Origin of the sequence: Sulfitobacter sp. (assembly GCF_036960155.1) — a bacterium.
In the GTDB taxonomy this organism is placed as follows: Bacteria; Pseudomonadota; Alphaproteobacteria; order Rhodobacterales; family Rhodobacteraceae; genus Sulfitobacter.
Genome location: NZ_JBALWB010000001.1, coordinates 927,847 through 952,399, shown reverse-complemented (window position 1 = coordinate 952,399; position 24,553 = coordinate 927,847). Strand labels below are relative to the sequence as shown.

24 protein-coding genes are annotated in these 24,553 nt (G+C 51.7%); 11 read left to right on the top strand and 13 right to left on the bottom strand.

Annotated features, from left to right (window positions below):
- Positions 1–25 precede the first annotated feature (25 nt).
- On the top strand, positions 26–1,012 hold the full coding sequence (locus tag V7775_RS04800) for a hypothetical protein (RefSeq protein ID WP_335750710.1): 987 nt from the start codon (positions 26–28) through the stop codon (positions 1,010–1,012).
- A gap of 17 nt (positions 1,013–1,029) precedes the next feature.
- Positions 1,030–2,598, top strand: coding sequence for a phosphate ABC transporter substrate-binding/OmpA family protein (locus V7775_RS04795; protein WP_335750709.1), 1,569 nt, complete (start codon positions 1,030–1,032; stop codon positions 2,596–2,598).
- Here the strand turns inward: V7775_RS04795 and radC are convergent.
- From radC to dnaK, 3 genes are all read right to left on the bottom strand, one after another.
- Entirely contained in the window at positions 2,595–3,308 is a 714-nt protein-coding gene (radC, locus tag V7775_RS04790) for a RadC family protein (protein ID WP_335751063.1), read from the bottom strand. The genes V7775_RS04795 and radC overlap by 4 nt on opposite strands.
- Before the next feature lie 214 nt (positions 3,309–3,522).
- A complete protein-coding gene (gene dnaJ / locus V7775_RS04785) occupies positions 3,523–4,680 on the bottom strand; it encodes a molecular chaperone DnaJ (protein ID WP_335750708.1) in 1,158 nt (385 codons plus the stop codon).
- 79 nt (positions 4,681–4,759) lie between these two features.
- Positions 4,760–6,679 (bottom strand): molecular chaperone DnaK, encoded by a 1,920-nt coding sequence (gene dnaK / locus V7775_RS04780; RefSeq protein ID WP_335750707.1) that lies wholly within the window; start codon positions 6,677–6,679, stop codon positions 4,760–4,762.
- Between the two features lie 215 nt (positions 6,680–6,894).
- Between dnaK and V7775_RS04775 the strand changes: the two genes are divergently transcribed.
- Both V7775_RS04775 and V7775_RS04770 read left to right on the top strand, forming a co-directional pair.
- Entirely contained in the window at positions 6,895–7,494 is a 600-nt protein-coding gene (locus V7775_RS04775) for an alpha-ketoglutarate-dependent dioxygenase AlkB family protein (RefSeq protein ID WP_335750706.1), read from the top strand.
- A gap of 91 nt (positions 7,495–7,585) precedes the next feature.
- Positions 7,586–8,083: a DUF2867 domain-containing protein gene (locus tag V7775_RS04770; RefSeq protein ID WP_335750705.1), complete on the top strand. Its 498-nt coding sequence runs from the start codon at positions 7,586–7,588 to the stop codon at positions 8,081–8,083.
- A gap of 30 nt (positions 8,084–8,113) precedes the next feature.
- Here the strand turns inward: V7775_RS04770 and V7775_RS04765 are convergent, their stop codons facing one another.
- Positions 8,114–8,938, bottom strand: a complete 825-nt coding sequence (locus tag V7775_RS04765) for an ABC transporter permease (protein ID WP_335750704.1) — start codon at positions 8,936–8,938, stop codon at positions 8,114–8,116.
- A 114-nt stretch (positions 8,939–9,052) separates the two neighbouring features.
- Here V7775_RS04765 and cysQ point away from each other — a divergent pair, with 114 nt between their 5' ends.
- The 7 genes from cysQ to V7775_RS04730 all read left to right on the top strand — a co-directional run bounded on the left by cysQ (position 9,053) and on the right by V7775_RS04730 (position 17,624).
- Entirely contained in the window at positions 9,053–9,850 is a 798-nt protein-coding gene (gene cysQ, locus V7775_RS04760) for a 3'(2'),5'-bisphosphate nucleotidase CysQ (RefSeq protein WP_335750703.1), read from the top strand.
- A 32-nt stretch (positions 9,851–9,882) separates the two neighbouring features.
- Positions 9,883–11,118, top strand: coding sequence for a glycosyltransferase family 2 protein (locus V7775_RS04755; protein WP_335750702.1), 1,236 nt, complete (start codon positions 9,883–9,885; stop codon positions 11,116–11,118).
- A gap of 185 nt (positions 11,119–11,303) precedes the next feature.
- The gene (galU, locus tag V7775_RS04750; protein ID WP_335750701.1) at positions 11,304–12,188 is read left to right on the top strand and encodes a UTP--glucose-1-phosphate uridylyltransferase GalU; all 885 of its coding nucleotides are present in this window, start codon (positions 11,304–11,306) and stop codon (positions 12,186–12,188) included.
- A gap of 36 nt (positions 12,189–12,224) precedes the next feature.
- Positions 12,225–13,439, top strand: coding sequence for a glycosyltransferase family 4 protein (locus V7775_RS04745; RefSeq protein ID WP_335750700.1), 1,215 nt, complete (start codon positions 12,225–12,227; stop codon positions 13,437–13,439).
- Positions 13,440–13,484: 45 nt separating this feature from the next.
- On the top strand, positions 13,485–14,495 hold the full coding sequence (locus V7775_RS04740; protein WP_335750699.1) for a glycosyltransferase family 2 protein: 1,011 nt from the start codon (positions 13,485–13,487) through the stop codon (positions 14,493–14,495).
- An 8-nt stretch (positions 14,496–14,503) separates the two neighbouring features.
- Positions 14,504–16,195 carry a DUF5927 domain-containing protein gene (locus tag V7775_RS04735; RefSeq protein WP_443070093.1) on the top strand — a complete coding sequence of 564 codons (1,692 nt, stop codon included), beginning with the start codon at positions 14,504–14,506 and terminating at the stop codon, positions 16,193–16,195.
- Between the two features lies 1 nt (position 16,196).
- Positions 16,197–17,624, top strand: coding sequence for a nodulation protein NodH (locus tag V7775_RS04730; RefSeq protein WP_335750698.1), 1,428 nt, complete (start codon positions 16,197–16,199; stop codon positions 17,622–17,624).
- A gap of 4 nt (positions 17,625–17,628) precedes the next feature.
- Here V7775_RS04730 and V7775_RS04725 read toward each other — a convergent pair whose 3' ends face one another.
- The 9 genes from V7775_RS04725 to doeA all read right to left on the bottom strand — a co-directional run bounded on the left by V7775_RS04725 (position 17,629) and on the right by doeA (position 24,487).
- Positions 17,629–18,093 carry a PTS sugar transporter subunit IIA gene (locus tag V7775_RS04725; RefSeq protein ID WP_335750697.1) on the bottom strand — a complete coding sequence of 155 codons (465 nt, stop codon included), beginning with the start codon at positions 18,091–18,093 and terminating at the stop codon, positions 17,629–17,631.
- A 47-nt stretch (positions 18,094–18,140) separates the two neighbouring features.
- The gene (gene hpf, locus V7775_RS04720; RefSeq protein WP_335750696.1) at positions 18,141–18,707 is read right to left on the bottom strand and encodes a ribosome hibernation-promoting factor, HPF/YfiA family; all 567 of its coding nucleotides are present in this window, start codon (positions 18,705–18,707) and stop codon (positions 18,141–18,143) included.
- A 240-nt stretch (positions 18,708–18,947) separates the two neighbouring features.
- Complete coding sequence (lptB, locus tag V7775_RS04715) at positions 18,948–19,706, bottom strand: LPS export ABC transporter ATP-binding protein (protein ID WP_335750695.1); 759 nt, start codon at positions 19,704–19,706, stop codon at positions 18,948–18,950.
- Positions 19,706–20,197, bottom strand: a complete 492-nt coding sequence (gene lptA / locus V7775_RS04710; RefSeq protein ID WP_443070081.1) for a lipopolysaccharide transport periplasmic protein LptA — start codon at positions 20,195–20,197, stop codon at positions 19,706–19,708. Before lptA ends, lptB begins: the two co-directional genes overlap by 1 nt.
- Before the next feature lie 21 nt (positions 20,198–20,218).
- Positions 20,219–20,818, bottom strand: coding sequence for a hypothetical protein (locus tag V7775_RS04705; protein ID WP_335750694.1), 600 nt, complete (start codon positions 20,816–20,818; stop codon positions 20,219–20,221).
- Positions 20,815–21,429 carry a ribonuclease D gene (locus V7775_RS04700; protein ID WP_335750693.1) on the bottom strand — a complete coding sequence of 205 codons (615 nt, stop codon included), beginning with the start codon at positions 21,427–21,429 and terminating at the stop codon, positions 20,815–20,817. Before V7775_RS04700 ends, V7775_RS04705 begins: the two co-directional genes overlap by 4 nt.
- 47 nt (positions 21,430–21,476) lie before the next feature.
- On the bottom strand, positions 21,477–22,253 hold the full coding sequence (locus V7775_RS04695; protein ID WP_335750692.1) for a PaaX family transcriptional regulator C-terminal domain-containing protein: 777 nt from the start codon (positions 22,251–22,253) through the stop codon (positions 21,477–21,479).
- 69 nt (positions 22,254–22,322) lie between these two features.
- Positions 22,323–23,306 carry a N(2)-acetyl-L-2,4-diaminobutanoate deacetylase DoeB gene (gene doeB / locus V7775_RS04690; RefSeq protein ID WP_335750691.1) on the bottom strand — a complete coding sequence of 328 codons (984 nt, stop codon included), beginning with the start codon at positions 23,304–23,306 and terminating at the stop codon, positions 22,323–22,325.
- Positions 23,303–24,487 (bottom strand): ectoine hydrolase DoeA, encoded by a 1,185-nt coding sequence (doeA, locus tag V7775_RS04685; protein ID WP_335750690.1) that lies wholly within the window; start codon positions 24,485–24,487, stop codon positions 23,303–23,305. The genes doeB and doeA overlap by 4 nt, the downstream gene beginning before the upstream one ends.
- Positions 24,488–24,553: the final 66 nt, after the last annotated feature.

The following is a 24,553-nucleotide window of genomic DNA, read 5'->3' as shown; positions in this document are numbered from 1 at the left end:
CAAACCGCAACAAGGGACCGAGAATATGCGTTATCGCAAAGAAATCATCATGGCTGCCGGAACGCTGACTTGTGCTGTTGGCATCGGTTTCTTCATGCAGCAGTCAACATCGGACGCCGCGCCTTCTGCAGATTATGCTGGTGAAGCACTGATCAACGCAGATGCATCTGTTCTTGATGTCGAAGAGATCATTCTGACATCTGCCGATTTTGTGGAAAGCTACGTTGCCCCTAAGGCAGAAGATGTTGTTGCTTTAGTTGATACTCCTGAGAAGATTATGCCACCAGCGGATGAGGAAGACGTCCTTGCAAGCGAAGAGACTTTCGCGCCCGTCTGCGAAATTACGGCAAGTGCGCGCCCAATAGCGGCGGCGATGGTAAACTTAACATTGGATGCCAAATGCCTGCCCAACGAGCGGGTTACAGTACACCATAAGGGTTTGTTGTTTAGCCAAACCACTGATGACAATGGCGAATTTGACATCACAGTTCCCGCAATGACCAAAGACGCAACATTTGTTGTGGCCTTCACCAACGGCGAAGGCGCAGTAGCCCAAACGGTTGTAGATGAATTGGCCGATTATGATCGTGTTGCGCTGCAGTGGAAGGGCGACACGGGGTTTGAGTTACATGCCCGTGAATTTGGTGCCGAATATGGCTCGGAAGGTCACGTTTGGTCTGGTGCATCTCGTGATCTTACATTTGCGGTGACTGGTCAGGGAGGCTTCATCTCATCGTTGGGTGATGTAACTGTCGCTGATGGCTCTATGGCTGAGGTTTACACTTTCCCAAAAACACCCGCACAAGGCAGCGGTGATGTTTTCCTGAGCGTCGAGGCAGAAGTTGCCAAAAACAACTGCGGCTTAGAGATCGAAGCGCAAACGTTGCAGACGAAAAGTGGCAACGATATCACATCGAGGAGTTTGACAGTGTCCGTTCCAGACTGTGACGCCGCTGGTAACTTTCTAGTGTTGAATAATTTGTTCGAAAACCTAAAGGTTGCATCAAACTAACGCAAACCCGAGGTCACATGATCAAAGTGATATGTGCGGCGTTCTTCGCCGCACTTTTCCTATTTTGTACTACCCTGGCTGTTGTCGCTCAGGACGTTACACTTACCTCACGTGATAGCACGGTTGAGCTGAGCGGAACGCTGCTCGGCTTTGATGGTGAATTCTATCGCCTCCAAACTGAATACGGGGAACTAACAGTCGATGGATCGGCTGTTTTGTGCGCAGGGCCAGGGTGTCCGAATTTGCAGGATTTCGTGGCTGAGTTGCAAATCTCTGGAGCACCCACTTTGGGCGCAATTGTGATGCCTGCCTTGATCGAAGCCTTTGCACAGAAAAATAACTATTTGACTGAACGGGAAGATGGGGATGACCCCAGTAGCTTCACCTATTTAATCCGCCGTTCTGATGATCAAAAGCTGGCTGCGCGGTTCTATTTTAGGGTGACAAATACCAACGAGGGATTTGCCGATCTATTGGCAGACGAAGCGGATATAGTAATGTCTCTTCGTGAAATTCGCCCAGATGAACGCACCCGTGCACGGGAGGCTGGTTTGGGCGATATGACAGGCTTAAACCGTAGTCGTGTGTTGGCATTGGACGCGATTGTGCCTGTTGTGTCAGGCAGCAACCCGGTTCAGGGGATTTCGCCATCAAAATTGGCGCAGGTTTTGGCCGGAGAGATCACAAACTGGGATGCGTTGGGCGGACCTGATGTTCCGATTGACGTGCATCTGCCAGATGACAGTTCAGGGTTGGGGCAGGCTATTGTGGATCAGCTTTTACATCCCGCAAACCTCAAAGGTTTAACTGATCAGGCCACACGTCACTCTTCGCCTTGGGATTTGTCTCAGGCAGTTGCGGCGGACACATTTGCACTTGGCCTCACCAGCTATGCCGACCGAGGTGATACACAGCCGTTGATGTTGACTGGGAACTGCGGTTTTTCCATGCAAGCCTCACGGAGAACCATCAAGACAGAGGATTACCCGCTTACCGCTCCTATGTTTTTGTATTTTCCGGCACGTCGCCTCCCTCGATTGGCACGGGAGTTTTTAGCGTTCACACGAGGGCCAGCCGCCCAAATTGTGATCCGTCGATCCGGTTTTGTTGATCAGACCCCAGAAGAAATTGCAGTGGAACAGCAGGGGAACCGGTTTGCCAATGCGATCGCAAAGGCGGGGACAGAGATAACATTGGGTGAGTTGCAGCGCATGACTGCAACGCTCACGCCGATGGCGCGGTTAAGTACATCGTTCAGGTTTGAAGCTGGGTCCATTCGATTGGACGCGCAATCAAGATCCAATATCCAACAATTGGCGCGTGCGTTGGAGGTTGGGCAATATGATGCACGGCGTCTGCTGTTTGTTGGTTTTAGCGATGGAGAAGGACCAGCAGAGGCCAATCGTGATATCGCACTGCGACGGGCTGATGCAGTGCGCCGCGCAGTAAGTGAAGCGGCGGTTGCAGCCAATTTGGGTAGGGTAGAGCTGGGTGTGGATGCATTTGGTGAGGCAATGCCAATGGCCTGCGATGAAAGCTCATGGGGGCGCCGTGCGAATCGTCGGGTCGAGGTCTGGGTCCGCTAAAGATGTCCAGTTGCGCGAAAGCTAAGCTCTTGCGATTTTCCAATAATCAGATGGTCGTGCAGTGTGATGCCTAACGCGTCACAGGCATTTTTCACCCGTTGGGTCATGTCGATATCAGATGGCGATGGGGTTGGGTCGCCGGAAGGGTGATTATGGACCAGAATGACAGCGGAAGCATTTAGTTCCAGCGCGCGTTTGGCGACTTCACGTGGATAGACGGGAACATGATCCACGGTGCCTTTGGCTTGTTCCTCATCTCCGATCAGTACATTTTTACGATCCAGATAGAGGACGCGAAACTGCTCTGTCTCGCGGTGGGCCATCGTTGTGTGGCAATAATCCAAAAGGGCGTCCCAGCTAGATAAAATCTGTGTTTGCATGACTTTAGAACGCGCCATTCGGTGTGCCGCTGCTTCAACGATCTTTAATTCAGTAATGACAGCATCGCCTACACCTGAAATGTCGCGCAGGCGGGCATGGGATGCAGTGATGACGCGATTAAAGTCACCAAACCTGTCCATAAGATCACGGGCCAATGGTTTGACATCGCGACGCGGGATTGCGCGAAACAGGACAAGTTCCAGCAGCTCATAATCGGGCATGGCAGCGGCACCACCAGTCATGAAACGTGCCCGTAGCCGTTTTCGATGGTCAGCAATGTAGGAGGGTTGCTTTCCGGCTATGGGTGTAGCCGAAGTTGCCTCATCCATGAGGAACGGTAAGGGCTGCTCATCAAAATGGTTCATGCGAGCAGGATGCTGCAGGCATGGTTAGGGAATAGTTAACGGTGGGAGTAAAGTTTTGGGGGCTTTGGAACCGTGTCCTACGTGCGTAGAACTTTCTAGACGCTAGACTTACTTGGGAGGCGTAGCGTATTTGGGTTCAACCAGCGCACCATTTACGTGGTGCGCTGGTTAATAGGAGTTACCCCTTCATTGAATCCCAAAAGGATTTTACAGAAGAAAAGAAGCTGCTGCTTTCAGGGTGGTTCTCTTCAGAAAGCTCATCAAATTCGCGCAGGATCTCTTTTTGGCGGGCCGTTAGATTCACGGGTGTTTCCACCGCCAATTCGATGATCATGTCGCCTGTTGCGCCACCGCGTAGATGCGGCATACCCTTGCTGCGCAAGCGCATTTGTCGACCCGATTGGCTTCCGGCAGGTACTTGGACACGGCCACGGCCGCCATCGATGGTCGGCACTTCGATACTGCCACCCAACGCCGCACTACCCATCGTTACGGGTACACGGCAGAACAGGTTTGGCCCGTCCCGTTCAAACAGCTCATGCTCTTGTACTTCGAGGAAGATGTAGAGATCGCCGGATGGACCGCCACGCATGCCCGCTTCGCCTTCACCAGCGAGGCGAATGCGTGTCCCGGTTTCAACACCTGCGGGGATGTTAACCGATAGTGAGCGATCTTTTTCGACACGGCCGGCACCACGACAGGAATTGCATGGGTTCTTGATGATCTGGCCAAGCCCCGAACAGGTTGGGCAAGCACGCTCAACCGTGAAAAAGCCCTGCTGCGCGCGTACTTTACCGATGCCGGAACAGGTTGGGCAGGTTGTTGGTTCTGCGCCGCCTTCTGCGCCAGTACCGTTACAGGATCCGCACCCTACAGACGTGGGAACATTGATGGACTTTTGTAGGCCCGAAAATGCGTCCTCGAGAGAAATCCGAAGGTTGAACCGTAAATCAGAGCCACGCGCCGCACGTCGTCCACCGCCTTGTTGGCCACGACCGCCCATGAAATCGCCGAACAGATCGTCGAATACGTCGGAAAAAGCTGAGGAGAAATCACCCTGACCTCCACCGCCAAAGCCGCCACCTGGACGGCCACCGCCACCCATGCCACCCTCAAATGCCGCGTGACCGTAGCGGTCATAGGCCGCCTTCTTGTCATCGTTTTTGAGAACTTCGTAAGCTTCATTTGCCTCTTTAAATTGGCCTTCAGCTTCGGGTTTGTCTGTGTTGCGATCGGGATGAAGTTCTTTCGCCTTCTTGCGATAGCCCTTTTTGATCTCATCAGCTGACGCACCTTTGGCGACACCGAGGACCTCATAATAATCACGTTTTGACATCTTTAATATCCTTTACAGGAACGTGAAGGGCCGGCCCGTCTAATCGGACCGGCCCAATCATTGGTTCCGCCGCGCGGATTTACGTGCGTTTGTCGTTGTCGAGGTCTTCGAAGTCCGCGTCAACGATATCATCGTTTGCACCAGCATCAGGAGCCTCGTCCGCAGCTGCGGCCATGTCATCTTCGTTAGCATCATTAGCGTTCTTGTAGATCGCTTCGCCCAGTTTCATCGCTGCTTCGGTGACGTTTTGGATGCCGGATTTGATCTTCTCGGCGTCCTCGGTTTCCATTTCGTCTTTCAACGCAGCGATTGCCAGCTCGATGGCTTCGACAGTTGTTGGATCAACCTTGTCAGAGTGCTCTTCCACGGACCGTTCGGTCGAATGGATAAGGCTCTCGGCTTGGTTTTTCGCTTCGATCAATGAGCGGCGTTCTTTATCCGCCTCTGCATTGTCTTCTGCATCCTGAACCATCTTTTCGATGTCCGCATCTGACAAACCGCCAGAAGCTTGGATCGTGATCTTCTGCTCTTTGCCTGTACCTTTGTCCAAAGCGCCTACAGATACGATACCGTTGGCATCAATATCAAAAGTCACTTCGATCTGTGGCATGCCACGTGGGGCAGGCGGGATGCTTTCAAGGTTGAAGGCGCCGAGGATTTTGTTGTCGGCGGCCATTTCACGTTCACCCTGGAAGCAACGGATGGTCACGGCGTTCTGGTTGTCTTCCGCAGTCGAGAAGATTTGGCTCTTCTTGGTAGGGATCGTTGTGTTGCGGTCGATCAAGCGTGTGAACACACCGCCAAGGGTTTCAATACCCAAGGACAAAGGTGTTACATCAAGCAGAACAACATCTTTTACGTCGCCTTGCAGAACACCAGCTTGGATCGCGGCACCAAGGGCCACAACTTCGTCAGGGTTCACACCTTTGTGCGGCTCCTTGCCAAAGAACTTGGTCACTTCTTCGATGACGCGCGGCATGCGTGTCATACCACCAACAAGTACAACCTCGTCGATGTCAGAAGCGGACAGGCCGGCATCTTTAAGCGCTGCTGCACACGGTTTCATGGACGCTTTGATCAGGTCGCCAACAAGGCTTTCCAGTTTTGCGCGGGTCAATTTCATGACCATGTGCAATGGCTGGCCTGTGGCACCCATTGAGATAAACGGCTGGTTTATCTCGGTTTGGGTTGCTGACGACAGCTCGATTTTAGCTTTTTCGGCAGCTTCTTTTAGACGCTGAAGAGCCATCTTATCTTGCTTTAGGTCAACGGAGTTCTCTTTTTTGAACTCATCTGCAAGGTAGTTGACGATGCGCATGTCAAAGTCTTCACCACCAAGGAATGTGTCACCGTTGGTAGATTTTACTTCGAATAGGCCATCGTCGATTTCTAGGATCGTTACGTCGAACGTACCGCCACCAAGGTCATAAACCGCGATGGTTTGTGTTTCTTCTTTGTCGAGGCCATACGCCAACGCAGCTGCTGTTGGTTCGTTGATGATGCGCAGCACTTCGAGACCGGCAATTTTGCCTGCGTCTTTCGTTGCCTGACGCTGGGCGTCGTTAAAGTAAGCAGGAACCGTGATGACAGCTTGGGTTACTTCTTCACCCAAGTACGATTCAGCTGTTTCTTTCATCTTGCCCAGAATGAAGGCAGATATTTGCGAAGGTGAATATTTTTCACCACGGGCTTGAACCCATGCGTCGCCGTTGCCGCCATCGATGACTTCGAAAGGCAGGTTCTTTTTATCCTTGGCAAGATCGGCATCGTCGTTGCGACGGCCAACAAGGCGCTTTACGCCAAAGATTGTGTTTTCTGGGTTTGTGACGGCCTGGCGTTTTGCCGGCTGGCCTACGAGGCGCTCGTCTTCGGTGAAGGCCACGATGGATGGGGTAGTGCGAGCACCTTCTGCGTTTTCGATAACGCGAGGCTGGCTACCGTCCATGATGGCGATACAAGAGTTTGTAGTTCCAAGGTCAATACCAATTACTTTGGCCATGTGTTCGATCCCTTTTCTAGCTCAAGGCGATTACACGAAGCGTCGGCCCATTGTGGCACCATTACTTCGATCTGGTTAACGCTGGAAACGGCTCGTCTCCAACGGTTCGGTGGGTATATAAGGAGGGGGTGCGGGTGCTGCAACCATGGCTGACACCAAGATGTGATGATTCAGGAATTAATCGTGAAATTTGAGGGAAAAATGAGGGTATCGCCGTGAAATTGTCGGTTAAGGGCTTTGATATCCACTCAGGCTTGCTTGATGTCACCGAGCAACGTTCGGTTTTGGACGCAGTGCGAAGCGTCGTTACGCGTGCTCCGTTTTTTCGACCCGAGATGCCGAGTGGGAAACGGATGTCAGTTCGTATGACCGCGGCGGGGCAATACGGCTGGTATTCTGACAAAGAAGGGTATCGATATGTACCGACACAGCCGTCAGGTCAGCCATGGCCTGACATTCCGCTAGAGGTGCTTGAAATCTGGCAAGAAGTGACGGGACTAGAGCGAAAGCCAGAGTGTTGTTTGATCAACTACTACGATGCGGAAGCCAAGATGGGACTGCATCAAGATCGTGACGAAGCCGATATGGGATGGCCAGTGGTTTCAGTCTCTCTGGGGGATGAAGGGCTATTTCGTATGGGCAACGTGACGCGGGGCGGTAAAACCGAAAGCATGTGGTTGCGATCTGGTGATGTAGTGGTGATGGGCGGAGACGCGCGGCGGGCATATCATGGCGTAGACCGTATCAGGGCGGGTTCATCAAAATTACTACCTAAAGGGGGTCGGTTGAACTTGACGCTTCGGGTTGTGGATTGAGGGAGAGGCAACGTCTAGATGCGTCCAATATGTCACGTTGTGATGAGGGTCTTTGAACGTTAGCGCGGTAGTGCAATGTTGGAGAAGTGCTATGGAAAAACATGAGCTTGTTACGCTTCCAAATTCGAATATTCAGACGTTAGCCCAAATCGCTGAGCTTGATTTTTTTGATCGACAATCCGTCATATTATCAAAATCGGTGGCCCCGCTTGAAGCGTGGGGATCAATGATGTCACGCCCTTCGTTCATTCTAAATTTAGCGTTCCGGATTAGAGATGCGATTTCATCCATGTTTAACGTGAAAAGAATCGGAGGGTTTTCGAAATCGGCCCCCAAAACCGTTGCCGTGGGAGATAAGCTGGACTTCTTTTTGGTTGAGCACGTATCGGAAGACGTACTCTCACTATCTGAGCGGGACAGTCATCTGGATGTATTGACCTGCATATCGAGGGTTGGAAACGAATTGACGATCACGTCGTCCGTGAAGGTCCACAACACATTTGGGCGTTTGTATATGTTGCCTGTTGGTCCGGCACATAAATGGATCGTTCGGTCGTTCTTGCGCCGATTGAAAAAAGAACACAGCTGAATTTCAAAGAGCTACGCAAAGGTTTAAGGCTTAGCGCCTTGCGCTCCATGACAGCGAAGCATGTTTGCGAGTGTAAAATTCGCCCATCAGCCCGACCATTACCAGCACCAATCCGACCCATAAGGCGTACATCGGGTCGCTATAACGAGGATTGTAGTTGAGGAAGGCAAAGCCGCGCGCCTGATCAATGGTGTGGAACAAGGGGTTCCAATCAAACATGGCCAGCATGAAGCCTGGTAGGGTGTTTGCGACAAACATTTTACCCGATGCGATCATATTGGCGCGTTGATAGATGGTTGAAAAGATACCGACAGCAGTGGGAAACCACGGTTTGATTGCGAGCAGTACCAGACCCAATGCTGCACCAGTGAACCATGCTAGGATCAGCATCGCAAAAGCAGCAAACGGCTGTTCAATTTCCAACGGCGTAAAGGCCACATGATAGACAAACAGGATCATGGCCAACGACAAAACCTGAATATAAAGCGCACCAAGCGCCGCAGAGCAGATTGAGATAATTGTGTTCATGGGCGCGTGCTGCATCATCGGGCTCGCGGGACCCTCAGAGCCGACAACAGCGCCTAGCGCTTTGGAGTGCGTCATGTATAGAAAAATACCCGACATGATGTAGATCAAGAAATCACCGCGCAGTGCAGCACCTCGCAGACCCAAAATAGAGAACATCACATAGAAGGCGCCAACAAAAATCACCGACTGCAAAATATTCGTCGCGATAGCCAGAAACGCGTTGTTATGGCTTTTCCGCACTGACCTGACGATGGAATGATAGATCAATTCCCACATCGTCAAAATGACGTGCAGTGTGGATCGGTGTTTGCGAACGGGTTGGAACATTTGACTACTGCCTTGCGGTTATGACCACGATTGCACGGAATTCTTGCCGATCCGTTACAAGGGGATCATAAGGTATCTAAATTTTATATCAACGAAGGATGGCGAGAGTTGGGCATGGATTACGAAAAGTTGACGTGGGTGATGCGTAAGCTGGCATTGGAAGCTGGCGATAAGATCATGGAAATTTATGGTCAGGACGATTTTGATGTGAAGTCAAAGTCAGATGATAGCCCTGTAACGGCCGCGGATGAAGCAGCAGACAAGATCATTTCAGACGGTCTGCGCGCAGAATTTCCTGATGTGCTTTTGGTCACTGAAGAGCAGTCAGCGACACACAGCACAACAGGCGATACATTCCTGATCGTTGACCCGCTGGATGGCACCAAGGAGTTCATTCATCGCCGTGGTGATTTCACAGTAAATATTGCGTTGGTTGAGGGCGGTGTCCCGACTCGCGGTGTGGTTTACGCCCCAGCAAAAGATCGGATGTTCTTTACTGGTGTTGACGGTCGGTCCGTCGAAGAGACAGGCGATCTCGACAAAGAAACTGTTGGACCAATGAAGACGATATCAGTCTCTAATCCAGACAATTCGGCATTGATGGTGGTAGCAAGTAAGTCACACCGTGATCAGGCCACGGATGATTACATCGGCAAATATGCAGTAAAAGATATGAAGAGCGCTGGATCGTCCCTCAAGTTTTGTTTGATTGCGACCGGCGAAGCGGACATCTACCCGCGCGTTGGGCGCACCATGGAGTGGGACACCGCCGCTGGTCACGCAGTTCTAAAGGGCGCGGGTGGTGATGTGATCCGCTTTGATGATCATAGCCCGCTGACATACGGTAAAGATGACTATGCAAACCCCTTCTTTATTGCTTACGCGCCGGGCGTTGACCTGAAAAAGGCCTGAATGGTGTTATCGCAGATAAGTGCAAATTGACTATGAGTGATCAGACCGTCAGCGTGATTATCGTCAGCCGTGAGCGGCCCGATGCATTGCGCCGATGTCTGATCGCTGTTGCACAGCTGCAATATAGCGCGTTTGAGGTTGTGGTGGTTGCTTGTCCTGCTGGGATCGCTGTGACCGAAGAGCCTGATATAGTCTCGGATATTAAATGTATCGCATTTGATGAGGCTAATATCTCAGCAGCGCGCAACATCGGCCTGACCCATGCTGCGGGTGAAGTTGTGGCGTTTATTGATGATGACGCTGTGCCTGAACCCCTATGGTTACACCATCTAGTAGCACCTGCAGTGCAAAGTGATGTCGCGGCAATGGGTGGATTTGTGCGGGGTCGTAATGGCATCACTTTTCAGTACAAGGCCAGAATACTTGATGCGCAAGGCGCTCCGCAGGGCATAGATGTGGACCCACTGCAGGCGACGGTTCTAATTCCTCCCAAAGGCAAAGCGATCAAAACTGAAGGCACCAATATGGCCTTTCGACGTGACGTGCTGGTGGGTATCGGAGGGTTCGATCCTGCGTTTCGCTTTTTTCTGGATGAAACCGACGTGAATATGCGGCTGGCCCGCGGCGGCCATGCTACGGCATTGGTGCCGTTGGCGCAGGTGCATCATGGGTTTTCGGCTAGTGCAAGACGGCGCCAGGATCGCGTTCCACGCGATTTATACGAGATCGGCGCCAGTTGGGGTGTGTTTCAACGCAAGCACCTTCCAAAAGAGGACCGTGCAACGCATTGGCAAAAGCAATGCGCGTCTGAAAAACGAAGGTTATTGCGTCACATGGTTGCAGGTCGGCTAGAGCCGCGTGACGTGCGTCGGCTCATGAAAGGGTTGTTTGCGGGGTATGCGGAGGGGCAACAGCGCAGCTTTGGAGGGGCTCCATTGGCAAGGCATGCAGTGTTGCCATTCCGAGCAGTGAATGTTCCCCGGCGCATAGCAAATTTCACGGCAGTTCGTCGGGTACGTGGGGCAGTGGGTTTAAGAGATGCAGCCGTCCGTGTTGCAGCGGGAAGTATCGAAACGGTTGTTATCTTGTCGCGTACAGCGTTGTTTCATCACGTTTCATTCAACGCTCAAGGGGTATGGGTGCAGCGGGGCGGCCTGTTTGGACGTGCAGACAGAACAGATCGCTTGATTGGCACGACTACATTTTCACGCCGACGGGAACGGGAACGTGAGCGTGTTTCCCTTGTTCGGGGTCCTCTCAAAGGTTAAAAGTTGAAATATATTAGATTTTCCCCGTAGGTTTAGGCCGATTGGTCATATTTGCGCCTTGGTTGCGCAGCAATAGAATTGGTATATTCAAACTGCGATGTCATCTGGGCCAGTAAGCTGAAAGTGTGGAGCAAGGCCTCTCTAGATAGAGCACTAAAATAATTATGTAAGGTCTTCGAACAGATATGACAAATAAAGTCACAACAGCAGTATTTCCGGTTGCAGGTATGGGTACGCGATTCCTGCCCGCGACAAAATCCGTTCCAAAAGAAATTATGACTTTGGTTGATCGCCCTTTGATTCAATACGCTATTGATGAGGCCCGGGCTGCAGGCATCACCGAATTTATCTTCGTGACCTCACGCGGCAAAGGTGCGCTTGAAGATTATTTTGATCTCGCGCCCAATCTAGAAGAAGAGCTGCGCCGCAAAGGCAAGACTGAGCTCTTGAGCATGCTTGAAGAAACCAACATGGATAGCGGTGCAATCGCATATGTGCGCCAACACAAAGCGTTGGGCCTTGGCCATGCTGTATGGTGCGCGCGGCGTTTGATCGGTGATCAACCTTTTGCGGTTATTCTGCCCGATGACGTTATCTCGGCGGAGAAGCCCTGTTTGCAGCAGATGGTAGAAGCCTACGAAGAGACGGGCGGTAACATGGTTGCAGCGATGGAAGTGCCACCTGAAAAGACGTCGTCCTATGGTGTGCTGGATGTGGTGGAAGAGAGTGGTAACTTGCTCGACATCAAAGGCATGGTCGAAAAGCCCAAAGCTGAAGATTCTCCCTCAAACCTTGCTGTGATTGGCCGCTATATTCTTTCTCCTACTGTCTTGAAAAACCTCGACGAGATGAAGCAGGGCGCGGGTGGTGAGATCCAACTAACAGATGCGATTGCAGCGGAGCTGGAGCAAAAGCGCAAAGTTTATGGCTACCGATTTACTGGGCAACGATTTGATTGCGGCTCTAAGTCGGGCTTTTTGCAGGCAACTGTTGCCTACGGCTTGGCGCGACCAGAGCTTCGTGAAGATCTTGCGGCTTATATCAAAGATATTGCCCCAACTCTGAAGTAAGCCTGTTGAGGGTGAAAAGGGAGCGTATCGTTGAATATGTCACCGACTAACCCACCGTCAGCCCGTCTGCTGGATTTTACGCGTCTTTTGCGGCGTGCTGGGCGTGTCTGGACTGGTGTGGATAGGGTTGAGTTGGCTTATATTGAGGCCCTGATAGCGGATGCTATACCTGTTTGGGGTTTGGCGCGGACACCCTTTGGGTATGTTCTGCTGGACGAGGCGGGTTTGACTGAGATGTACGGCCGCTTAACCGGTGACATCGCGTTCTCAACACCTGATGTGCTGTCTCGTTTGCAGCTCAAATCAATCGCGACCTCACGGGGCGCGCAGACTGATGCGCGCAAGTTTGCTGTCGGTCGTTGTTTGCCGGGCGGGCTTGCCAAGCTTTTGAGTCGCCTGCTTCCGGCGGGAGTGGCATACCTGAATACAGGCCACAGCAACCTGACAGATCGGGTGCTATCAGCAGTGCGTAGCATGCCTAAATCTCAAATCACCGTTTTTATACATGATGTTATACCGTTGGAATTCCCCCAGTATCAACGCGAAGGAACGGTTGAGCCATTTGAGAAAAAGATGCGACGCGTGCAAGAACATGCTGATCTGATCCTGTATAATTCGGTTGATACAAAGGACCGGACAGAGGCTGTAATGACCCGATGGGGGGATGTTCCGAAGGGCATTGTTGCTCACTTGGGGACAATACCTCCTGCGGTGGACGTGTCAGAAATTCCTAAAGATGTGATGCCAGAGGCGCCGTATTTTATTACTGTTGGCACGATTGAGCCACGCAAAAACCATGCCTTGCTGTTGGACATATGGGATCGGTTAGGGCCGCAGGCTCCAATGTTGCTGATCTGCGGTGGGCGTGGTTGGAATAACCAAGACGTGTTCTCGCGGTTGGACGCTCTAGGTGAAGACGCGCGGATAAAAGAGCTTTCTGGCTTAACGGATGCAGCCTTGATGGCGCTTGTTGAGGGTGCACATGGCATGTTGTTTCCTAGCCATGCAGAAGGATTTGGTTTACCTGCTGTTGAGGCGCTACAGCTCGGAACACCTGTTTTGTGCAGCAATAAGGCGACATTTAGAGAAATCCTTGCAAATAACGCGGTTTATCTAGATGATTCAGACCATCAGTTGTGGGAAGAAAGAATAGTAAACTGGTCCAAACAGGCTCGGGAATCGTTGAGGGTAAGTGGTTTTGAGGCGCCGTCGTGGGCGACGCATTTCAAGATCGCATTAAGCTTTACCTGATAGGCGTGCCAGAAGACTGAAGGACCAAGAGTATGAGGGCGGTGTTTGGGTGCGATCCAATCATATCGGCTAAGGCTGCAACGGCAACGTTGGCGTGCTAGGGCATTTAGGAAACGGCGCGAGTTAAAGTGCGTTGTGGACCGGACCGATCAAATTCGGGCCGACGATATTCTTTTGTTCTGTACGCAGCGAAACGAAAAAATCCGGCTGTCATACTTCCTTGATTACTATCGTAAACAAGGGGTGAACCATTTCTTTTTCGTGGACAATGACAGCGACGATGGTGCGTTGGATTATCTGCGCAATCAGCCAGATGTATCACTGTGGTCTACACGTTCCAGTTACCGGCGGTCCCGTTTTGGTGTTGATTGGTTGAACTGGTTACAGCGTAAATATGCGCACGGGCATTGGACGTTGACCGTCGATCCAGATGAGTTCTTGGTTTACCCATTTTGCGATACTCGCCCATTGCGCGCGTTGACAGATTGGCTGGATGCTTCGTCAATCAAATCGTTCTCGGCGATGCTGTTGGATATGTACCCCAAGGGACGGCTAGACGAACAACCGTATCATTCGGGTGAAGATCCTATTGAGATTGCCTCTTGGTTTGACAGCGGAAATTATACTATGGCGCGTAATCACACCTTCACAAACCTGTGGATTCAAGGTGGCCCGCGCGCGCGCGTGTTCTTTGAAGGAACACCTGAAAAAGCGCCCGCACTGAACAAGGTGCCATTGGTGAAATGGGATCGTAAATACGTCTATGTCAGTTCGACGCACATGTTGCTGCCACGCGGTCTAAACCAAGTCTACGATGAGTGGGGTGGCGAGAAGGCTAGCGGTGTATTGCTGCATGCAAAATTCATTGACACATTCGGGGCAAAAGCCGCCGAAGAACTAGAGCGGGGCCAACACTACGCCGGGTCAGTCGAATACAAAGCCTATGCAGAGCAGGTTAAGGACAACCCACAACTTTGGTGTAAGTGGAGTGAGAAATATATCAATTGGCGTCAGCTTGAAATTCTAGGCCTGATGTCAAAAGGGAATTGGGCGTGACCGCCTCTATGGGCGTAGCGATGTTGGTGCACACTGCGTTGGGCCGCGCCGAACAGGTTGCGCGGCATTGGGCGGCAGCTGATGTGCCAGTGGTGATTCATGTCGACCGCAATGTTTCCAAGAAAACCTATGATAACTTTGTTGCTGCTTTGGCTGACGTGCCGAACGTTCTTTTCAGCAAACGATATCGTTGCGAATGGGGCACATGGGGCATTGTAGCCGCATCTCAAGCAACTTCAGAGCTTATGTTGGCTAGTTTTCCGGATGTGCGCCATGTCTACCTTGCGTCGGGTTCTTGTCTACCATTGCGACCCGTCCATGAATTGATCGATTATCTGGCCGACCGTCCCCGCACCGACTTTATCGAAAGCGCGACAACGGCAGATGTACCGTGGACGGTTGGTGGGTTGGACGAAGAACGGTTCACGATGCACTTCCCATTTTCTTGGAAGCGTCACCGCTATTTGTTCGATAAAACAGTCAATATTCAAAGATCATTAAAGCTCAAGCGTCGGATGCCGCGCGGCTTGGTGCCGCATATGGGGTCGCAGTGGTGGTGCCTGACGCGGCAAACCCTTTCCGCGGTTCTGCAGGACCCCGAACGCCCGAAGTATGACCGGTATTTCCGGCACGTGTGGATTCCAGACGAGAGTTACTTCCAGACGCTCTCAAGGCTCTATTCCACAAATATCGAAAGCCGTTCGTTGACGCTGTCCAAGTTTGATTTTCAGGGTAAGCCACACATTTTCTATGACGACCACTTACAGTTGTTACGCCGATCTGATTGCTTTGTTGCACGTAAAATTTGGCCATATGCAGATCGTTTGTACGAGGCGTTTCTTACCGACGCGGCGGGTGCGATGAAAAAGACCGAGCCGAACCCCGGCAAGATTGACCGTATTTTTGCAAAAGCGGTTGAGCGGCGGACACGAGGCCGTTCAGGTCTATATATGCAAAGCCGTTTCCCCAATGAAGATTGGGAAAATGGTGTGACGGCGGCGGAATACTCGATGTTCCAAGGGTTTTCTGAGCTGTTCGAGAATTTCGAACCCTGGCTGCATAATGCGACAGGTGCCCGTGTTCATGGTCATCTCTTTGCGCCTGATCGCGTTCACTTTGCCGAAGGGCAAACAACGTTGAATGGGGCGCTTAGCGACAATGCTATCCAGAGAGACTACAATCCGGAAACTTTCCTGACGAACCTGATCTGGAACACCCGTGGCGAGAGGCAGTGTTTCCAGTTTGGACCTTATGACAACCAGGAGATCAACTGGCGCATCGCCAAAGATCCAAACGCGCAAATTTCGGTAATTACTGGCGCATGGGCAGTCCCGTTGTTCAGGTCAAATATGGATTTTGTGGATATCCGTCGGATAGCGGCAACGTTGCAAAAAATTGAGAGCGAGCACATGGATGTTCTGCGCTCTCCTTATACGAAGTCGCGTGTACGTATTTGGTCCATGGCCGAGTTTATCGAGGCTCCGATGGAACCGTTGCAAGGGATTCTAGATGAGATCGGTCAAGCGCGGATTAGGCGCCTGTCAGAGGCCCCAAAGATGGTTGATCTACACGGTTTTGGTCAATTCCTGCAAAATCTGAAAAACCAGGGTATGCATCCATATTTGATGGGTGATTTTCCTGTAGAACGTGGCCCTGTTTCTAGCACGGAAGTGCCACGTAAACCTTATTTGGTGAAATAGAATGACAGAACGTTTTAGCAGTTTCGTTGTGTTTGCAGAAATGCGAACCGGGTCTAACTTTCTTGAGGCAAATCTGAATGCGTTCTCTGGAATTTCTTGCCATGGCGAGGCGTTTAACCCCCATTTTATTGGATATCCCAACACCACAAACATCCTAGGCGTAGATCAGGCAACCAGAGACAATGAGCCAATGGCGTTGTTGCGTGCGATACGTCACGATCATGGTGTGATGGGTGGGTTTCGGTATTTTCATGATCATGATCCGCGCGTTCTTGACCTTGTTTTGGATGATCCGAAATGCGCCAAGATTATTCTCACTCGGAACCCGGTAGAAAGCTATATCAGCTGGAAGATCGCGCAGGAAACTGGCCAGTGGAAGTTGACCGATGTTAAGGCCCGCAAGGGTGCGAAGGTTGCTTTTGATGCAACTGAATTTGAAACTCACCTTGAGGCTTTGCAAAAGTTCCAGCTGTTATTGATGAACAGGATGCAGACCAGCGGCCAAACAGCGTTCTATGTCGCCTACGAAGACCTGCAAAGTGTCGAGGTTATGAATGGAATTGCGACATATTTGGGTGTGCCAGAGAAGTTGGATGAGCTGGACAAGAACCTTAAGAAGCAAAACCCAAGCTCGCTGTCTGAAAAGGTCAGCAATTTTTCGCAAATGGAGCAGGCGTTGGGACGGTTGGATCGTTTTGATCTGACAAGAACACCAAACTTTGAGCCCCGAACTGGCCCAAATGTGCCTGGGTATGTGACGGGTGTCAAAGCGCCGTTGTTGTTTATGCCGATTGCAGGTGGCCCTCAGCAGGAGGTCCGTCGATGGCTTGCTGGCTTGGATGACCAAAAGCAGAATGCTTTGGGCATGAAGATGAATCAAAAAGAGCTACGCCAGTGGAAGCGTAAAAATGACGGTCACCGAAGCTTTACTGTGCTGCGTCACCCGCTGTTGCGTGCACACGAAGTTTTCTGTCACCGGATTTTGAATTCTGGACAAGGTAGTTTTTTGCAGCTTCGGCGTACGCTGGTCCGACGCTATAAATTGCCGCTTCCAGAAGCAGGGCAAGAAGACGATATCGATTTGGCGGCGCACCGCGCCGCATTCATGGCGTTCCTAACGTTTCTGAAGGGGAACCTTGCTGGCCAAACTGCAGTCCGCGTTGATAACGCGTGGGCAACGCAAGCCCAGCTAATTCAAGGATTTGGTGAGTTTACCTTGCCTGATGTGATTCTGCGCGAAGATTCATTGTCAAAAGATCTCGTTACGTTGGCCGCTGGTGTTGGATATACAGATGCAACCGTTATTCAGCCGCCGTCTTTCCACGGTACATTTGCGCTGGAAGACTTTTATGACGATGAGGTCGAAGCATTGGGTGCTGATGTCTATCAGCGCGATTACATGATGTTTGGCTTCGGTCGCTGGCGCTAACGCTCTAGGCTGCTTTCACGATCTCAGCTTCGGTCAAGATCGTGTACAGGGTGTTTGGGCTAGGGTTGGCCCGCAATTTGCTGCAAATTCCGGTGTCTCGTAGGGTGCGAGAAACCAGTGCCAAAGCCTTAAGGTGTTCGACACCGGCATTCTCAGGAGCAAAAAGAGCAAATGCAATGTCTACGGGTTGCCGGTCAACGGAACCGAAATCGACAGGTTTCTCAAGTAAGACAAACAAGCCTGTAACCTCTTCTACACCTTCAAGGCGCGCATGAGGCAGCGCCACGCCGTGGCCCACTCCTGTGGGCCCCAGCGCTTCTCGGGCGATCAATGCTTCGCAAACGCGTTGTGCGTTCAGATTGTAAGCACCTTCAGCCAACTCACCCAGATCCATAAGGAGCCGTTTTTTGCTGGTCGCGGATGACAGTACCTTTACCGCCTGAGGCGTTAGAAGTTTTGCGAAGTTCATGTATCTTCAATCCCTATGGGCACGTCGTGTGTGCCCTAGCTCAGTCTCTATGCGGGGTCAATCCAACCGATGTTGCCGTCTTCTCGGCGATACACGACGTTGACTCCATCTTCACCTTGTTTTTTGAACACCAGCGCGGGTGCGCCAGACAGCTCCATTTGCATAACCGCTTCGCCAACAGACAGAGTCGCAATTTTTGTCTGCATTTCGGCGATGATCATAGGCTGGAGAGTTTCTGGTTCGTCCCCTTCGGCGTCCTTTTCTGAAGCAAGGATATACGATGAAGCGCCGAAAAGCTCAACCGGTTCTGCGCGTTCGCGGTGGTGATCTTTCAGCCTACGCTTGTATCGCCTCAGTTGCTTTTCCATCTTTTCAGAACATCCGTCAAAGGCTGCATAGATCTCGTTTGCATGTGCTTTTGCAGACGCTGTAAGCCCTGTAGAGAGGTGTACGGTAGCTTCGCACACATACTCGTGGCCTGATTTGGAAAAGACAATTAGCGCATCAGTCGGTCGTTCGGCGTATTTCTGTACAACTACATCAAGTTCTGTCTTCACATGTGTCTGCAGTGCTTCGCCGATGTCGATTTGTTTTCCGCTGATTTGGTAACGCATAGTGTCTCCTTCAATGTGTGACCTGATTCTCTAAAAACGCGCCCAATGCAGGCGGCGAATTATGGATTCAGATGCGGGAAATGGCAGCAGGCAGCAGGTTGTTCAATACCGTCCCACCCGAAGGTGACAAAGCGTTTTCATACATGCATAGCCAGTTTGCCATACCTAATTAGACGGTCAATTGGATGTCAAAGTCAACCAAATTAGCTGTGTTCAGCAAGCTTGCGCGCGGCAAATGGCTTAAGAAATCTTAAAATTGTCACCAAGATAGACTCGGCGGACATCTCCATCCCGAACAACCTCATCTGGTGTGCCAGACATAAGAACACGCCCTTCGTGCAGGATATAAGCACGGTCAACAATCTCTAGCGTTTCTCGTACGTTATGATCAGTGATAAGCACGCCGATACCGCGTTTTTTCAAATCCGCGACTAAATGGCGGATGTCCCCAACAGAGATCGGATCTACGCCTGCAAATGGCTCATCGAGCAGAAGATACTTTGGATTCGCAGCCAAGCTACGTGCGATTTCGACGCGGCGCCGTTCACCGCCAGACAGGGCAAGGGCCGGCGCGCGGCGCAGATGTTCAATTGAGAACTCTGTGAGCAATTCCTCTAGGCGTTCTTGTTTTTTGCGGCGGTTCTTCTCAACTATGTCGAGAATCGCCAAGATGTTTTCTTGAACGGACATGCCGCGAAAAATGCTCATTTCTTGCGGTAGATATCCGATGCCCAGTTGCGCACGACGGTACATGGGGAGGGTAGTAACGTCCTTCCCATCAATCGTGACGCTGCCACTTTCTGGCGTCACCAGTCCGGCGACGGAATAGAATGTCGTTGTTTTGCCCGACCCGTTTGGTCCCAGCAAAGCCACAACTTCACCGCGCATCAATTCCATCGAGAAATCCCGAAGGACAATCTTTTTTCGATAAGATTTACGAAGGTGCGATATACGCAGTCCAGCGCTACCTTCCGCTACTTTTAGATCAGGGGTCGCCATCAGTTATTGCTACCAGTCTGCAGTCGGGTTTTTACATTGCCAGACATGTGAGCGGTGCCGTCGCGTAAGCGAATGGTCATTGTGTCTGCACTTAGGGCGCTTGCCCCCTGTGCCAAAAGAACATTCCCGCGCATCACAATTGTACCTTCATCAATACTATAATCTGCACGTTCCGCTTCGGCGGCATCGGGGCCTGAAACCAGCGTTACGCCGCCTGTGGCTTCCATCTTTGCGATCCCATCTGCTGTTGCACGGTACACAACCAGTACCCGTTGCGCAGACAGGCGCATTTCACCCTGACCAATGACCACGTTTCCAGTAAAAATCGCTGTGCCAGTTTCTTGATCTACAGACAGCTCATCCGAGCTAACCTCGACAGGCAGATTGGTGTCTTGGGCTATGGTGCCAAAGGCGACACTGGCACCTTGCGCAATAGCTGACGAGGAAACGAGCGCTGTAAATAGCGCGATCAACAACAGTCGAAGACCCATAATATTATAACACTCTCTTACTCAGTTAGGGACGTATACCAGTTTCACACCGCCACTGAAAATCATTTGCGTCGCTTCACGTTGATTTGAAGAAAAGACATGCATTTTTCCGGCAGTAAGGGTGCCCAACGGGCCGTCAACGTACACCTCTTGCGGTGCTGTGATGTCCAATCTGGACACCAGTGCATCAAGTTGTGCGGTGTTGATGTGGTAACCAGTTGAGGTCACCATTGATACATCTCCAGTCAGTGCCGCCGTGTCGCCCGCGATGTCCAGCTCCACAACATTGGCCTTTAGTTCAAATTTTGCACCGCGCGCGGTTTCGAGTGATGCGGTTGCGTCTTCTGCGCGGTTAGTACCAACACGTCCGTTCAATGTAATCAGCTTTTGCGCGGAAAACGAAATCTTGTCTCCGTCAGGTGTAGAACCGGAAAAGAATGGCCCGGTGATTTGTTGATCGCGCAGTCGATCCTGAATCTCTTTGTCCGCAAAGGGAATCGCCGTTTCTGTCTCCATCGCACGGGATAAAAGAAATAACGTCGATAACAACGCAAGCGCTGAGAGCGGGAAAGCCACCTTCAACAAAGCGATGGTTCGCGAGTGGCGATCCCGTGCAATCATGAGTGTGCAAAGATGTCCGAGTCAGGCCAGCCGGCCAGATCAAGTTTGGCGCGCATTGGAAGGAAGTCAAAACAGGCCTGTGCCATTTCCATGCGGCCTTCACGTACAAGCCGTCCATTTAACACGTCGCGTAGGCGATGAAGGTATAGAACGTCAGACGCGGCGTAGTCTATTTGCGCCTTCGTTAACTTCTCAGCACCCCAATCACTGGACTGTTGTTGTTTGGAGATGTCGACTGACAGCAATTCCTGAAGCAATTTGGCCAAGCCGTGGCGTTCCGTATAGGTGCGGATCAGGCGACTGGCGATTTTGGTGCAATAGACTGGCGCTGCAGCCGCCCCAAAGGCGTTCAACATTGCTGCGATGTCAAACCGTCCATAGTGGAACAGCTTTAGCACATTGGGATCTTCAAGCAGCTTGCATAAATTGGGCGCTTCGGTTTGGCCACGTGCGATCTTGACCAAATGCGCATGACCATCCCCGCTAGACAACTGAACAAGGCAAAGCCGATCACGGTGCGGATTTAGCCCCATGGTCTCACAATCAATAGCCACCATCGGCCCAAGGTTTAGCCCGTCTGGTAGATCGTTTTGGTATACTTTGTTTGTCATAGTGCGTTCTATACAGGGAGCAGAGCAAAGGGGAAAGCGCGGTGCGTTCAGTTCGGCAGGATATGGGTTAGTCTTGGTCTGGGCAGTTCTATGAGCAGCCTATCTAGTAGTACATGGCATCTGTGACCCACCCAATTTTCAGGGAGTAAGGAGAGCGGAAGTGCGGGATGCCGCAGCACGATACGTCGCCAGTTATGTACGATCAAACAGCGCAACACTGCAGTTTGCAATTGGTTCGGCCTGCTGTGTAACAACGCGCGTTCTACGTTTTGCAGCACTGGAATGAGGGCGCTGTATTCGTCTTCCAGCATTTGGGGGGCCATTTGTTGGCGCAACCAATTTGGGGCGGTATTTCCAGTTACTGTTAACGCCGATGCGGGCGGAATAGCGTGAGGTCCGCCCAAATAGACGCGAGGCAACACGGGTGTAAAACGGCGCTGCGCCATTTCATCCCGTGTCGGCGAACTGCTGTCTTCAAGCAGGACAAGTTGCCAGTTGGTTTCACGGGCTGATGGATTGGCGTAGATTCGCGTACTGGCTTGCTGTGTTTCTTGACGGCTAGTGGGCGTAAGCGCGTGACGGCGTGTCCGCCCCTGCTTTTGAGACTCAATCCAGCCGTCGTTGCGCAAGCGATGCAAAGCCACACGTACGGCTTCGGGGCGAACATCAATTTCAGCCATAATGGCAGATAGGACGGGGCCATCTATTGTGCTGCCTTCTGGCTGCGCTAGATCGCCGAAAATCGTAACCATCAACGACCAGACCCGCTGTCCGCCCAGCGCAAGCAGCGCAGTCTTGGTTTGCTGGTAAGTTTCAGGCGTCATAGGGTGATCCGTTAGAGTATATCTAGTACCAATATAGGTGTTTTGTGGCTCAGTACCAACACAAGCATTTCAACAGACTTCTTCTGCAACGAGGCTGATGAAATCTCCAACCTTAACCAGCCCCGGAACGTGGCGTGCAGTAAGAATGCCAGCACGTAAGCTACAGCATTCTGCAGGTGCAATTCCTGTTCGATCTGCAGGCCAGATGCGGGCAATGGGCTGGCCTATTTCGACTTGGTCACCAAGCTCGATCAGGTATTCGATCAGGCCAGGCATTTGGGAAAACAGAAAGCAGTTTTCATCTGGCATATCGAGTTGGGTGGTGGGTTCTGTTTCTACCTCACCGTCAAGAATTCCAGCATGGATCAGCAGATTACGGATACCCTTGCGGGCAATTTCGACGGTTCGTGCGGTCGATGTTCCGGCACCACCTAGTTCGGTCGTGACAAAAACCTTCCCTTGGTTTTCGACCTCGGTGTCGAACATGCCTAAGTTATCGATCTCCAACATCCTGACAGAATAGGGTGCGTTGAACGCCTGCATTGCGGCCATGCAGGCGGCTTCTTGTGATTTATCTTCAAGGATATGCGCGGCAGCGAAAGGCAGAAAATCAAGGGTACTACCGCCTGAGTGGAAATCGAGCACGATGTCCGCCTTTGGTACCAGTTGGGTGGCGATAAAGTCGCACAGCTTTTGAGTGACCGTTCCATTGGGTCGACCCGGAAAACTGCGGTTCATGTTTGCCCCATCGATAGGTGAGCATCGCTTTCCAGCAGCAAATGCGGGCATATTCATCATCGGCAGGATAATCACGCGGCCTTTGATGTCTTCTGGTTTGAGCGTGATTGCAAACTCTTGGAGCGCAATGGGCCCCTCATATTCATCGCCGTGATTAGCACCGGTCATCAAGGCGGTAGGGCCATCACCATTTGCAATGATGGTGATGGGAACCATAACAGATCCCCAAGCGCTATCATCACGGCTGTGGGGCAGTTTGAGGAAACCGTGGTGAACGCCGTTCGCATCAAGCGGTATCGTTGAGGTGATGCTCATGTTTTGACCGACAGTTCGCGGGGCGTTTTGCACAGGCATTCGTAGCCGCTATCCGTGATCAGGATTGGTTCGGTGATTTCCAAGCCTCCATCATCAAGCCAAAGCGCCGGCATAAAGTGGAACGTCATGCCGGATTGCAGAACGGTGGTATCCCCTCGACGAAATGAGATCGTCCGCTCGCCCCAATCGGGCGGATAGCTGATGCCAATGGCATAGCCACAGCGGCTGTCTTTTTCAAAACCGGCCTTGTTGAGGGTCGCGTTAAAGGCATTAGCGATATCTTGCGCTTGATTGCCGGGTTTTGCTTGTTCTAATCCGGCAGCGATCGCATCAAGGACGGCAGCCTCTGCGTCTTGGAATTTCTGGGGAACTTTACCCAGAAACAGGGTGCGCGATTGCGGACATTGATAGCGTTTATGCGCTCCAGCGATTTCAAAAAATGTCGCCTCTCCCTTTTTCATTGGGCGGTCATCCCAGGTGAGGTGCGGGGCAGTGGCATCTAGGCCTGAGGGCGCCATAGGGACAATCGCAGGGTAATCACCCCAATGGCCATCCGCCCCCTTTATGCCTGTGGCGTATATTTCGGCAATCAGATCATTCTTTCGCAATCCGGGCTCTGCAAGATCAAGGATTCGCGCGTGCATGGCCTCTACAATTCGCGCAGCTCGGCGCATGTATTCTATTTCTTGTGGTGATTTTACACCGCGCTGCCAGTTCACCAAACCTGTTGCGTCGTGCAGGACCGCATGAGGTAGCGCGGCCACAAGCGTGGCATGGGCTGCAGCGGTATAGTAGTAATTGTCCATCTCAACGCCGATGGTGGCGCGTTCTAATCCGTGCTCAGCCAGCAGGCCAGCCAGCTCTTTCATGGGGTGCTTTTCGGGATTCTGAACAAAGGTATCGTCATACCCTCGGATGTTGTCCGGATTTTCCATAAAAACCGTTCGGCGTGCGCCCTGCGCATCCATTGCACGGCCCCACCAAATGGGTTCACCCGTTAGAGTTAGGATCACACCCTGGTGTACATAAAACGACCAGCCATCATATCCCGTGAGCCATGACATATTCGATGGATCAGTAACAAAGATCGCTTGTAGTCCTGCGGCATCCATCGCGCTGCGCGTTCTAGCAACGCGTTCAAGATATTCAGCGGTCGTAAAGTTGGAGTCGTATGTTGACATATGCTGACCTCTGATCTGTGAACCCTCTGCCCAAACGGTCCTTTGTTTTTGCCATTCACGCAAGGA